We start from the raw sequence: 13,999 nt of genomic DNA on the forward strand, positions 1-13,999 counted from the left end.
AACTCATTTCATACTCAGGGTGTACATGCTAACTACGCTAGTGCAAGTAAGTGAACTAACATAAATCCAACTAGAGATAACATGACCGAGCCTATAAGTCCCGCTGCAAAAGACTTCATTCCAAGCCGTCTAAATGCCGCCAAATCAACGTTTAACCCAAGCCCTGCCATCGCCATAGCGATTAACATATAAGCAATCGTAACGATCCCATTGGCTACTGATGCGGAGACGATCCCTAACGAATTCACACCACTGACAACTAGAAATCCTAGAATAAACCAGGGGATTGGAATGCTTTTCCACGAAGCTTTAGCCGCTCCACCTTGCACTTTTCTTTCTTCACGATTGGACCAAATCCCAATTAAAATAGCCACTGGCACAAGTAAAGCCACCCGGGTCAATTTAACGATGACCGCCATATCAACGGCAGCATTTCCACCAGCATCCGCAGCCGCGATAACGTGAGCAATCTCATGTAAAGTCGCTCCTGAGAATACCCCATAACCTAAATCTGATAAGCCGAGGAAAGGATACAAAAATGTGTACAGCAGTGTAAATATTGTGCCTAATATAGCTACTATAGCTGCACCAATGGCCGTTTCGTCATCTTTAGCTTTTATCTGTGGAGCGATGGCAACCACCGCTGCCGCACCGCAAATCGCAGTTCCGCAGGCAGTTAAGATACTGAGGCGCTTATCTACTTTGAACAGTCGAGCCAGTCCGTATACAACGGAGATCGCAAATATAATGACGATGACTGCCAAAAGAAATACCCGAGGTCCTGCAGCAACGATATCCATTAGATTAAGCCGCATACCGAGCAGGATAATCCCTAGACGAAGCAGTTTTTTACTGGAAAAATCGGTGCCATGTGTGATGCTATCTGGCACTCCTATCGTAGCTCGCCAAATAATCCCGATTAAGATGGCAATGACCAATTGCCCCATAATAGATAGGAATGGAAAACCCGCTAAAAATTTCGCCAATAATGCGATAACTAAGGTTAGCCCTATCCCTAATGCAAACCCAACCTTTTTGTTGTGATCCGGTTGATACAAACCTTCTGATTGACCCATGTCGTATACACTCCTTGATGAATCTCTAGATGATGCTGTATAAATACATCCCATGACTCAACAATAATACGACATCGCTCGGAAGTTAAATACCAATATCCTATCCGTAAGATTAGGAATACTTATGCTTAATTTTAGACAAAAAAAGCTCCTTCGAGTGAAACATAAATGCCGTAGCATCTGCCTCACGAAAGGAGCAATTATAATCGTTAGTGATATTTAGGCTTCCAGCTTCTGTAGTCGAGTCCCTTTTGGAAGTACAGAAGTTATATATTCGTGTACCGGATGTTGCCCTTCCTCTTCCGCAAGTACAGTTACAATTCCTTGATCTGTACCGGTTCGAATCAGCCGCCCCATCCCTTGTTTGAGTCTTAACAGCATGTAAGGCAAATCCACATCTTCAAAAGGAGTGGAGGTTTCCGCCCGTTTTGCCATAAACACTGGATCAAGCGGAGGATACGGCAACGACCATATGATCACATTGGATAATGAAGGTCCAGGGATGTCCAGCCCTTCCCATAAGGTGACCGCACATAACACGCTATGCTCATCCCGTTGGAATGCCGAAATCAAATAGCTGATTTCTTGATCCCCTTCATATAAAAATGAATATGAACTGCTTTCCGGTCGTAATGAGTTAAGCTGCTTGAACTGCAGAAGCTCTTCACGAGTACGGAACAGTAGCAGTGCTCTACCTTCAGTCCGCTGAATAAGCTTCAGGGAAATTTCCATTTTCTCAGCAAAATCCCCACTCTGAAGCTCTGGCACATAGACATTCATCTGGTGCTCATAGTCATAAGGTGAGTCTACAGAGAAGAATAAAAAATCTTGTATCCCAAGACTGTCCTTCAAGTATTGGAATGATTTATCCACAGACAATGTAGCCGATGAGAATACGATTGGCATTTTTTGCGTGAACAGGCTGTCTTGAAGTACCTCTTTGACATTTCGTGGCATGACCGACAGCGTTAGACCATCGCTTTCTTCTGTCGCCCAGCAGATTAGAGCTCCCGAATCCTCAAACAATCGCAAAGCGATCTCTATGGTCTCCAAACGTTCCTCCACAATTCGCAGTTGGTATTCATCAATCGTGTAGAGTCCGCTTTCGAATACTAATTCTTCTTCGATAGCAGCAATTACACTCCGCATCCGGTGTACCTCACGAATCAATGAAGCATTCAGCTCAATGCTTTTCCGATCTGATCCAGGTATGTTTCGGCATTGACGGCGAATCGCTTTGAACATTTGCTCACTTTGCATGATCGCTTCATCAATCAGAACGGCCAGCGTTTCACGGATTTCATTCTGTAGCAGGCGGGAAATCAATTCTTCAAAGACGACATGCTTCATCTTATAGCCAAGCGCCTTCATGGCCGCTGATTCTAATAAATGTCCTTCATCGAATACAACCGCACAGTGATCCGGAAGCAAAGGGATTTGCCCTTCCCGCTTACGCGCTTCATAGGTCCAAATATGCTCCATGTAATAATCGTGGGAACAAATGATCAGATCGCTTGATTTCCGGTAATGATCACGGGACAAGGTCTGCCCGCAGCGGTGACGCATATCGCAAGTAAAGCAGTCCTGAAACGTATCCCAGTTAATCTTGTTCCATTGTTCGTCATTCAGATCAGGATAATCTCTGCGGTCTCCATAAGCATGGAATTGCTGCATCGGTGCATGTGAATGTACAAAATCAGGTAATGTACTGTACAAGCTCTCCAGTGGTAAGCTTTCATCATCATGGTTCCGAGCCTGATCCAGCTTTTTCAGACACATATATTTATCCGGAGATTTCGCTAGTCTGGCATCAATATTCATGTTCAGATGCTTCGCAAGCTTGGCGATATCGCCTTCCGGTTTCACAAGCTGCTCAATCAAGGACTCGTCCGCACATGCAATAATCGCAGGTTTGCCCATATAACGCGCGTAACAAATGCTATACAACAAATACACTAATGTCTTGCCTGTTCCGACCCCTGCCTCAGAAAAAATCGTCTTTTTCTCGGCAAAAGCTCGCTCTACCTGAAAGGCCATGTATATCTGTTCATCACGTACTTCAAATCCAGCCTCAGGAAGAATTTCATAGAATACATCTCCGACCCATTCCCCTACTTGCTCCATAAAAGGTTTGGTCCGATCATATTCAAAAGGATACTGTTTCGCCAACAAGCCTACCTCCAATATTTGATCAGGCATCTCTACCATGCCATGAAAAATAGAATCAACGGAAAAACTCTATTATCTCATACGTTTGGAGGAATTACAAAAAAAAATTAGAGATCTAAAGATCAGATTAACAACGAAGATACTCATTTTCGTAGATATTATTAATCCTTTCCAAAACATTCCGGGCTTGATCCTTAAATTTCAAATCCGCAACCTGGCCTTTCCGAAGAAATATACCTGTCTCTTCACGGTGTTCTCCCAGAACACCCTCATACAATTGGCCGGCGCCGTGGGTTGGCGGAGAGAAAAACAGCTTCATCAACGGTTTAACTATAAGAGGCAGTCCAGAATTTTTCCCTTTTCGCAATGTGTTATTGCTACCCGGATCAACACTGCGAATCATGATGCCCTCGTTAGCAAGTTGCGGCGCGGCGGCCTGTGTCCATAACGATAATGCCAGCTTTGAGGTGGCGTAAGGACCAAGCAGCTTGCGGAAGGTTATGGGATGCTCCAAGATTTCTATCGTAAACTCTTTCGTATAATTAAGCGCTGAGGATGAGGTGTTGATCACCGTTTTTAAGCGTCCTTTTTGTAGGATATCCTTCAATTCCATTAAAATAATATACGGAACAACGGTCATCAATTCATAGTGCTTTTCGCGCCCCTGTTTCGAATAGCTTAGTTCGGGGAAGCTCCCGCCGGCATTGTTGAACAAAATATCGATTCGCTGCTCCTTGCCTTTGATCTCTTCCAGCGTCCCTCTCAAGCTGGCAAAATCCGCGAGATCGGTTGTTTTATAAATACGAAGCCAGCCGTTTTTGATGGCTTTTTGGATGTTCACATCGTCGGCCGGAAAATCGGAACGGTTCAAAGCAATCACCTGCCAATCCTCCGCTAGCAGTTTTCGAGTTAATTCCAATCCAATCCCGGCGTTAGCGCCTGTAATCAATGCGATATTTTCACGTTGCTGAGTGCTCATTGTAAATCTCCTCCTGAATTCGGGATATCTTCCTCTTCTAACGCACATTTTATTAATTGGAGTCGACTCCAAGTCAAGGCGTAATAAAAAGATTTTGTCCCAGAGATAAGGTCTTGACTTGGAGTCAGCTCCAAGTTGTATAATGCACACACAAAGCAATCTCCAGGAGGTACAGTATGAAGGCAGAGCAAACGTTTACGATAAAAGAAACCGCCGTGCAAACCGGAATATCCGAGGATACGATCCGCTATTACGAAAAGATCGCGCTGCTTCCCCGGGCGGACCGGAAGGACAACGGGCATCGCGTTTACCGGCAAGAAGACATAGATACAATCCGGCTGCTATCCTGCCTCAAAAAAACAGGTATGCCCTTGCAGGATATGCAGCCATTTTTGGCGGTCTCCGCCGACGCTGATCCCGCGGATTATCCTGAACTGGTGGAGCATTTAAGGAACCATCGAGAAAACATCGTCAGCCAAATCTCGTCGCTGCAGCAGGTTGTCGATTTTATTGATATCAAGCTGGAACAAGGGAAATATCGCCGAGACTGCTCAGATAAAAGCGAAGACCGATCGGAACCAAAAAACATCTCCCCCGTTGAGATGAGTTATTTTTCTGGAACAGCAAAAATGAATAATTAATGAGTTGGAGTTTTTAGGATGAAAGCAATGATAATTAAAAAATACGGAAAATATCCTCTTCAACTAGCCGACGTCCCTACACCCGCAGTGGGTGATTATGATGTATTGGCAGAGATCCATGCAGCAAGTATTAATCCTATCGATTTCAAAGTGCGGGATGGCAAAGTTCGTACGCTGTTGAAATACGATATGCCCCTAGTTTTAGGAAATGATTTTTCAGGGATTGTCATCCAAGTAGGAAAGAATGTTAAAAAATTCAAGATAGGTGATGGCAAAAGGTATTGATTCAAGCGGGAGCGGGCGGTGTTGGCACTTTTGCTATCCAACTTGCCTAAGCGATGGGGATATACGTGGCTACTACTACAAGCGATGCTGGAGCAGAATTGGTCAAGTCACTTGGAGCCGATCAAATTATCAATTATAAAACCGAAGCATTTGATAAGGTCCGGACAAATAAAACCTGTTATTGATCAAGTGTTTCCTTCTGTAGAGGCGCAGAAAGCGATGGAGTATTCCGAATCGGGCAGAGCTAAAGGAAAGATCATATTAAAAATAAAGTGATACAACACATAAATAAAACGGCAGTCTAAGACTTTATGCTTCTCGTCTAGACTACCGTTTTTTATTTGTGTACTCGTTAATTAAATTATCTATTTCCAAAAATCCGTGCCAGCAAAAACAAACTCTTTATCCAACGTCTCGTCCCCATCTTCAAAGCAATCTGCCCAAGAAACACGTTGCTTACTCAGGAGAATTGCATCCTTCACGCCATATTCCTGATAACAAACGGTTTGTTCATTAGCGGTGTTGTTCCAGTTATCCCAGCCAAGTGGATGAATATGTGCACCCAGCTGACAATCTACAAATACGGTTTTAGCATACTCACGCCATGGACGGCCCAGAAACACCGGAGCAATATCAGGAGCCGCTGTTAAAAAGCAATTTTTAAAAATATAACCATACGATTGTCCCACGGGTGTGGAGGCTGCCGTAATATAACCTGCTTGATTCTCACTATGACGCAAGCTGCGAATTTCACATCTGTCAAAATAAGCCGTAGCCCCACCAAATATAAAGTCCACTGTTCCCTCTATATAGCAATGCTGATACAACTGCCGATATTGGGCATGGTGCTTTCTCAGTGGTATACCTCCAAACGTAGATCGCTCTTTGGGTGCAGGTGGCAAAGGTCCCGTGAACAACGTGTCCTGATACCCTTTTAAAGTACAATTTCTGAATACGGTTTGATCACAATTAGCATACACGGCTACCGCCTGCCCGATATTTTCACCCTGCCCTGCATTATTGGTAATCACCAGATTCTCCAAGATCAGATGGCTGCCGCCCAGAAATAACGTTGGTGTAGAGAATGTATTGATTTCTTCGCCCGCTTCATCACGCTCTTTCGCGTAACGATTCATAACAATCTCCACGTAGCCAATCCCTATGATCGTAAGATTAGAACGATAAATCCGCACTGCCTCTTTATAGACCCCTGACAAAATATAAAGCGTATCCGCTTGACCGGATGGCCCCTGCTCTAGTGAATCTATCGCCTCTTGAATCGTGTGATAAGCGCAAAAGGATTCTTTTCCTACAACAAGCATAGTGGATTCTTTTCCTTTCAATAAATTGATGACTCTCTCTTATGGACAGACATTCTGTTCTTCAGGTGACACTGTAGCTTGTTCTACTAATTTTTCCGGCTTCTTCGTGTTTTTTGATCGACAATTTATGATCTCTACAGCTTCTCCATTTTCAATGTAAAAAGCAGGCCCTTCATGGTTCTCAATCGTCACCTGATGAAATTGAACATCTCTTGCATTCCCGAGGAAAAACCCGCGATTATTCATGTTTTCGATCCCTGTCATCATGTCTGGATGGCCGGGAATTGCATTCGTCGCCATGGAGATGTCCACATTGGTAAACGTAATCTCGGATACATACTGCTCCGCAAGCCCGTATAAGAAACCCGCTGCGGCATGAACATTACGTGCGGTAATATTGGCAAAATGAATGCGTCTAAAACACGGCGTTTCCTCTGTAACCGGATAAGGATTTTTATCCCACACATATTTTTCTTTTCCGCGTGGTCCACAGAAATAATATAGATTTAGAGTAAACGGACAAATAACGTCCTCCATTACAATATTGCTGATCCGAATATCTTCAATCGTTCCCCCGCGTCCCCGTCTTGATTTCATCCGGATTCCACGATCGGTTTGTTTAAACACACAATTACTAATCGTGACATTACGAATATCTCCACTCATTTCACTACCGAGTACGACACCCCCGTGTCCATGTACCATAGTGCAGTTGGTGATCGTAATATTCTCACAAGGAACTCGTTCTTTGGTATCCTCAGTTCCTGCCTTGATCGCTATGCAGTCATCACCGACATCAATATTGCAATTGCTAATTCGCACATTGGTGCAAGACTCTGGATTAATACCATCTGTATTTGGAGAGTCCGCCGGGTTCAGAATGGAAATATTATCAATAGTCACATTGTAACAGCCTATCGGATTAACGGTCCAGCTTGGAGAATTGACCAGCGCGATATCTTTAAGGGTTACCCGCTGACAGCTGTCCAAGCCGATTAGAGTCGGCCGGGGATACTGCAGCTCTTCCCGGCGGTTCCGAAACTTATCCCACCAGAGTTCACCATTTCCGTTAATCATTCCGCTGCCAGTGATCGATACATTAACTAACTCTCTTCCATAAATACAAGGTGAATGAACCTGCTGCTTCACTCCTTCCCATCTGCATTCCACTGCAGGGTAATCCTCCGGGTTCGTACTGAATGAAAGAATGGCACCAGGATTTAAATTCAATTCGATATTGCTTTTCATATGAATTGCACCGGTTAAGAACGTACCAGCCGGCACATAAACGGTTCCTCCACCGGCTTTATTTGCCGCTTCAATTGCACGCGTTATCGCTTCTGTCGCTAACTTTTTACTATTCTTAAGCGCTCCAAAATCCTCAATATTGTAGATCAACATTCATAAGCCTCCCTGTTCTATATCAGATCCAGCCTCTTAATTGTTCGTATTCCACACAGGCCTGAAGGAAAGCACCCACACCTTTTTGGTCGTTAGTGACAATAGGCTCGCTAATGTAATAAGCGAAAGTACCGTCACGTTGGTCCACTCCACCTAATCCTGCTACTTGGCAATTCTTATTTAAATTGACCCATTCTTCTTTGGTTTCTAGTACAAACTCCGAGATAAGTCCTTGTTGAGCCAGATCTAATGTTTCGTACCATCCAGCGTTTAACACGCCTAATCGGATACCTTTAGCCATGGCATACACGATCATACTTGAAGCAGAGGCCTCAAGATAATTTCCTTTGCGTTCCCCTAGATTAATCACTTGATACCAGACCCCGGATTCCTTATCCTGATATTTCTTCACCGCAGTTAAGGTATCATTTAGTATTCGTACCAGCTCTGGATAATCTGAGTGCTCACTAGGCAGCAATTCCAGAACATCAACCAATGCCATGAGATACCAGCCAAGTGAACGGGCCCAAAAGTTAGGCGAAAGTCCTGTTTCAGGGTCGCACCAAGGTTGAATACGCTGTTCATCCCATGCATGATATAGCAGACCTGTTACCGGATCTTTCGTATGCTTCTCACACAAGATAAATTGTTTAGTTACATCCCCAAGTCCCTTTCCTTCTTCAAAAGCTAGCAAGTAGGCTAAATAAAAAGGAGCGCCCATATAAAGTCCATCTAACCAAATCTGATAGGGATATATATTTTTATGCCAAAAAGCACCTTCCGAGGTTCGCGGATGGGTCTCAAGTTGCTTTCTAAGTAGAGCAGCCGCTTTTTTGTATTTTTCCTGCTTCGTTTCTTTATATAGAGTCAATAATAATTTTCCGTTGTTAATATGATCGATGTTATACTCCTCTAGGTGGTAGCCCTTGACACTGCCATCTTCCTGAATAAAGTAGTCCATATTATCTTGAATGAACTGCAGATACTTCGAATCACCGGTCTGCTTCCAAAGCCATTCAAAACCGTTCAATACCACGCCATAATCGTAGGTCCAGCTTCCTTTGTAGCCTTTATCTTCATAAAGCTTCGGTGTCCGCGCCATAATAGAGTCTGCCGTTTGAATTGCCCACTGTGATTTCTTCATCCCAACCCCCAAAATATTTATAAATTTAAGAGCTCAAAAACTAGAAATAGGTTCACCCGATTTAAGGATTACTTTGTACATAAAATAATACGACTTGATTCTCTGCAATCTCAGAGAATCAAGTCATTGTTTAGTAAGGATACGGAGCGATTCAGTCTTGGAGCATTGACTGTATTTCAACACAAGCCATCACCAATGCGCCCACACCATGCAGATCATTTTTAACCTTAGGCCGAGTCACGTAACTCTCGTAATCTCCAGCTGAGGTACCGATACAAATGTCCGGCAGAACTAATCGGTTATGCTCATCCCACTGGATTACTTTGGTTAACCCTTCATATCCTTTTTTAGCGGCAGCTGTAGCGATAGTCACATCACTTACAACGCCATGCTTCACGGCTTTGGCAATCGTATAGACGAACAAACATGACCCTGAAGTCTCCAGCCAATTATCTGGCTCATGTCCCTTATCTACGACTTGATACCAAAGTCCACTTTTTTGATCTTGGTAACGAATAAGTGCATCCACAAAATCTCTCAGCGTAGTAGACAGCTCTGTCCGGGCTGAATCATGGGAAGGTAACAGATCCAGAAATTGCGATAAGGCGAGACCATACCATCCTAATGATCGGCTCCAGAACTCCGGTGAACAACCCGTCTCCGGATTCGACCAAGGCATCCGCCGGCTCTCATCCCAGGCATGGTATAACAAACCCGTTGTCTCATCCTTCATATGCTTGCGCATTAACATTTCCTGATGAAGGACCGTTTCACGCAAGCTTGGTTCATCGTAGACATTAGCATATTTCAAGGAGAATACGCCAGCCATATAAAGTCCATCCAACCACATTTGGTTGGCGTACTTATCCTTGTGCCAATACCCGCCCTCAGAGGTTTTATTTAGTGTGAGCAGTAAATTTCTTAGCTTCTCTGCTGCAATACGATACTTAAGTTTGCCTGTCCGTTCATAAAGAGTGAATAGTAACTGTCCTGCTTGAACCGCATCCAGCTCATCACGTGCAAAATAAAAGTTCCCGTATTCATCCACCAAATCATCTACATATTCCTGAATATAGTTGATATAACGGTCTTCTTGATAAGCATTCCACAAAAGCTCCATGCCACACAGAAATACACCCTGATGATAGTGCCATCGATGCGCGGGGGGAAGCTCTCCCGCCCTGTAAGTATCCATTAGTGAATCGCAAGCTTTTTTTGCCCACTCTATCGGCGTTGTAGGTATCTGTACAGTCATCTCGAAGCTCCTCCCCTAAGTATAGTCTCTCTCTTTCTTGCTAGCCCTTCATAGAACCCAACATGGCACCTTTGGCAAAATGCTTTTGCAGGAACGGATACACACAAACTATTGGTAAGGTAGCTACAACGATAACAGCCATTTTAATTGATTGATCTGGCGGCGGAACAGCAGCATCCAGTGTAGCGCTGTGATCCATACCGCTGGCAAGGACGACAATTTGTCTGAGCAGAACCTGTATTGGCCATTTCGCACTATCATTCAAATACAGAATCGCATTCATGTAGGTATTCCAATACGTTACCGCATAGAACAATCCGATAGTCGCTAACGCAGGTAAGGATAGTGGCAATACAATCCGAAATAATATTCCAAAATCGTTACAACCATCAATTTTGGCCGATTCCTCCAAACCTTCAGGTATATTTTGGAAAAAGTTTCTCAAAATGATCATATTAAAGGCACTAATCGCTGACGGTAGGATCAGTGATGCGTACGTGTCAATTAGTCCTAATTCCTTCACCACGAGGAACGTTGGAATCATCCCACCATGAAAAAGCATGGTGAACACAACCATGAAGTTAACCACTTTACGACCATCTAGATCTTTTCTGGTAAGAGCGTAGGCCATCAAAGAAGTTATAAACAAACTAAAAATAGAACCAATTGCCGTGACACCAATGGAAACACCCATGGCTTTAAATATTGTATTCGTCGAAAAGATGAACTTGTACGCTTCTAGACTCCATACCTTTGGAATCAGTACAAATTTGCTAGAAGCTAGTTCTGCACTCGTTGTGAAAGAGCCTGCTACAACGTGAACAAGGGGAAGCACAGTAATTAAAGCAATGATCGCAAGCAGCGTAAAGTTTATAGCAGAAAAGATTCTACCACTGATTGTTTTATCTTCTACCATTTCGATTCCTCCCACAAAATATCAATAAACGCCTTCTTCTCCCATTTTCTTGGATAATTTATTCACCATCATCACCATTACAAAGCCTACAATCGATTTAAAGAATCCAATAGCTGTACTGTAACTAAACTGCCCTTGTCTCAAACCAGCAGTATATACATACGTATCGATAATTTCCGCAACTTCTCGATTCATGGAGTTAAGTAGCAGATATACATGTTCAAATCCAAGATCAAGAACGGAACCAATTTTCAGAATAAATAATGTAATAATTACGCCTCTAATCGCTGGAAGAGTGATATGCCAGACTTGTCTAAGTCTTCCAGCTCCGTCCATACGCGATGCTTCATAAAGCCCTGGGTCAATCGCAGCTATGGAAGCTAGATAAATAATCGTTCCCCAACCTGCTTCTCTCCAAATCACCTGAATAATATACATGGGCCTGAACCACCCTGGATTAAGCAGGAAATTGATTGGTTCAAAGCCAAAATAGACAAGCAGCTCGTTGATAATCCCTCCATCCATCGTGACCATTACATAAGAAATGGAGACGATGATAACCAATGACAGAAAATGGGGCAAATAGAAGATCGTCTGAAAGGTTCTTTTGAAAAAGCTGCCTTGAAGTTCATTTAACATCAGGGCAAGAATAATCGGCATCGGGAAATAGATAAGAATATTTAATCCGAAAAGAATAAGTGTGTTCACTAATATATTTAAGAAATCCGGCTCTGTGAACAACCTGCTGAAATGCTTCATCCCTACCCAATCACTACCGTTGATCCCTTGATAGGGTTTGTAATCCTGAAATGAGATAATTAATCCGTACATTGGAAGATATTTAAAAATCAGAAAATACAGTACTCCCGGAGTTAGCATGACGTAGAGCCATTTATTTCTCCACAGCCGCTTTTTCAGTTCGCTGCTGCTTTTATAAATTTCAGGCTTAGGATTCATTTGAGGAGCTGAGCTGGGCTGTGCGGTGACTTCCTGCATGATATTCTTCCTTTCTCCTTCTTTATTCAAACACGATATTTCTGAACCCAGTGAGGAATAGAAAAGGTTGTTGAAACAAGATCAACAACCTTTTCAGCTACAATTTGTCGCTTAACTATTCCAGTACGGGTTACTATTTTTTGTATAACGCGTTGTATTCTTCAATAATCTTATCTCCACCACGGCTCTTCCAGTTCTCTACTTCCTTCTCAAATCCAGCCTTGTCAATCTGACCATAAATATATTTATAGGTTGCATCTGTAATAATCTGTTGAAGCTCTACGCCTTTTTCTGTATAGGTAGCCGAATCCATAGCAGCTGTTGGATCCGCTACACCAACTTTGACATTCTCAAGAACCAATTGATCTGCATGAATTCTTCCTGGCAGCGTGTTATAGTTCTCGTACATTCCATTGGTTTCAGCTTCGCCGATAACGCTGTCCTTATATCCCTTTACTTCACGTTCAATCAATTCTTTGTCGTCTGCAGCTTTCGCTTTACCGTCTTCAACGGTATAGTGAGTACCTTCAATTCCCCAATACATCAAATTAGCTACTTCTGGGGTCATCATTTGATCAAAGAAAGCAAGAATCTTCTTCAGCTCTGCCTCATCCTTGACAGCAGATTTCGGGAACAAGACAACATTGTTATAGCCTGGAATCATCCATTGAGCATATTTTCCATCTGGACTTGCAACCATACTATGCGCATCCAAAACAGCGTCAGGGTTATTCTTAATAGTATCTTTATTGAGGGAATCAATATCTTGCATGGAGCCCCCAATATAGAGTCCACCCTTTCCAGCCTTAAACATATTTACTGCATCCGTTTTACTGGTGGCAGCGAAATCTTGATTAATGTATCCGCCATCACGAGCTTTTTTGAAAAAATCCATTGTGTCGAAATATTCATCGAAGGTAAATTCAGGCGCTAATTTGCCATCCTTCTCACCCCAGGTATTCGGTGTTCCGAACCAAGACGAAACAGTTTTGAAAGCTCCATAGGTCAACTCATTACGGTCAATAATACCGGTAGTATCTTTCTTTCCATTACCGTCTGGATCTTGTTCTGTGAAGGCTTTAGCCATTTCAAATAATTCATCTACATTAGCTGGTGCAGCAAGTCCTAATTTATCTGCCCAGTCTTTGCGGTAAATGATCCCTTGGCGTGCAAGTGGACGCCCGATATATAGGGTATAAAGCTTGTCATCTACTTTCGTGTTATTAAGAATTTCTGGTTTCAGTTTGCTCAAATTCGGAAATTCGCTTAATAGTGGACCGATTTCCCAGAATTGTCCGTCTTTTATCGCTTCTTTCATCTGAATGAAGGTTGTCTGATTCTTCAAATATGTTACTTGCGGCAATGAACCCGTTGCAAAAGATGAATTCAGTTTTTCTTCATAAGTATCAGCCGGAAAAAATTGATAAGTCAGCTTCGTGTTGGTCAATTTCTCTAGTTCATTCTTAATCGTATCAGGCGGAGTCTCTGATGTATTCAATGGAAGCATGATTTTGATTTCTGTAGGTTCCTCTTTAGGTGCTTCAGTCTCTTCCACCTTCGTAGTGTTCTCTGCACTTGTAGTTGGGGCTGCTGCTTCTTCTTTGTTATTGTTGTTACCACCGCATCCAGCTAACAATGTGCTGAATGTTAACAGTGCTGTTAACAACATGGTGAAGGATTTCTTCTTCATACCATTTTGACCTCCATAATTTGTATTGGTTACGAGTTCCACGTTACATCGTCGGCAAGGTTACGAAAACAATCATTTCCCCATAACGGCGCGTTCTGAAAGGGATCTGAGCAAATGATTATCGT

General features: G+C 43.0%; 11 protein-coding genes and 1 pseudogene. 2 read left to right on the top strand and 10 right to left on the bottom strand.

The window, feature by feature from the left end:
- Window positions 1-32: 32 nt before the first annotated feature.
- The 3 genes from MKY63_RS00305 to MKY63_RS00315 form a co-directional block, all read right to left on the bottom strand.
- Complete coding sequence (locus MKY63_RS00305; protein ID WP_076107508.1) at window positions 33-1,076, bottom strand: YeiH family protein; 1,044 nt, start codon at window positions 1,074-1,076, stop codon at window positions 33-35.
- Between the two features lie 219 nt (window positions 1,077-1,295).
- Window positions 1,296-3,275 (bottom strand): ATP-dependent DNA helicase, encoded by a 1,980-nt coding sequence (locus MKY63_RS00310; RefSeq protein ID WP_051491071.1) that lies wholly within the window; start codon window positions 3,273-3,275, stop codon window positions 1,296-1,298.
- A 97-nt stretch (window positions 3,276-3,372) separates the two neighbouring features.
- Window positions 3,373-4,224 carry an SDR family NAD(P)-dependent oxidoreductase gene (locus MKY63_RS00315; RefSeq protein WP_036679275.1) on the bottom strand — a complete coding sequence of 284 codons (852 nt, stop codon included), beginning with the start codon at window positions 4,222-4,224 and terminating at the stop codon, window positions 3,373-3,375.
- Between the two features lie 176 nt (window positions 4,225-4,400).
- Between MKY63_RS00315 and MKY63_RS00320 the strand changes: the two genes are divergently transcribed.
- Complete coding sequence (locus tag MKY63_RS00320) at window positions 4,401-4,865, top strand: MerR family transcriptional regulator (protein WP_036679270.1); 465 nt, start codon at window positions 4,401-4,403, stop codon at window positions 4,863-4,865.
- Window positions 4,866-4,883: 18 nt separating this feature from the next.
- Window positions 4,884-5,426: pseudogene (locus tag MKY63_RS00325) on the top strand (NADP-dependent oxidoreductase).
- Window positions 5,427-5,515: 89 nt separating this feature from the next.
- Here MKY63_RS00325 and MKY63_RS00330 read toward each other — a convergent pair.
- The 7 genes from MKY63_RS00330 to MKY63_RS00360 form a co-directional block, all read right to left on the bottom strand.
- Window positions 5,516-6,472 carry a pectinesterase family protein gene (locus MKY63_RS00330; protein ID WP_036679262.1) on the bottom strand — a complete coding sequence of 319 codons (957 nt, stop codon included), beginning with the start codon at window positions 6,470-6,472 and terminating at the stop codon, window positions 5,516-5,518.
- 39 nt (window positions 6,473-6,511) lie between these two features.
- Window positions 6,512-7,873, bottom strand: a complete 1,362-nt coding sequence (locus MKY63_RS00335) for a glycoside hydrolase family 28 protein (RefSeq protein WP_036679261.1) — start codon at window positions 7,871-7,873, stop codon at window positions 6,512-6,514.
- Between the two features lie 22 nt (window positions 7,874-7,895).
- Window positions 7,896-9,017 (bottom strand): glycoside hydrolase family 88 protein, encoded by a 1,122-nt coding sequence (locus tag MKY63_RS00340; protein ID WP_036679258.1) that lies wholly within the window; start codon window positions 9,015-9,017, stop codon window positions 7,896-7,898.
- Between the two features lie 151 nt (window positions 9,018-9,168).
- A complete protein-coding gene (locus MKY63_RS00345; protein ID WP_036679257.1) occupies window positions 9,169-10,272 on the bottom strand; it encodes a glycoside hydrolase family 88 protein in 1,104 nt (367 codons plus the stop codon).
- A 40-nt stretch (window positions 10,273-10,312) separates the two neighbouring features.
- Window positions 10,313-11,188 carry a carbohydrate ABC transporter permease gene (locus tag MKY63_RS00350; protein ID WP_036679255.1) on the bottom strand — a complete coding sequence of 292 codons (876 nt, stop codon included), beginning with the start codon at window positions 11,186-11,188 and terminating at the stop codon, window positions 10,313-10,315.
- Between the two features lie 21 nt (window positions 11,189-11,209).
- Complete coding sequence (locus MKY63_RS00355; protein ID WP_036679252.1) at window positions 11,210-12,184, bottom strand: sugar ABC transporter permease; 975 nt, start codon at window positions 12,182-12,184, stop codon at window positions 11,210-11,212.
- A gap of 133 nt (window positions 12,185-12,317) precedes the next feature.
- Window positions 12,318-13,874 (bottom strand): extracellular solute-binding protein, encoded by a 1,557-nt coding sequence (locus tag MKY63_RS00360; protein WP_036679248.1) that lies wholly within the window; start codon window positions 13,872-13,874, stop codon window positions 12,318-12,320.
- Window positions 13,875-13,999 lie beyond the last annotated feature (125 nt).

The sequence above is a fragment of the Paenibacillus sp. FSL R7-0189 genome (assembly GCF_037969925.1).
Classification (GTDB): domain Bacteria; phylum Bacillota; class Bacilli; order Paenibacillales; family Paenibacillaceae; genus Paenibacillus_AQ; species Paenibacillus_AQ odorifer.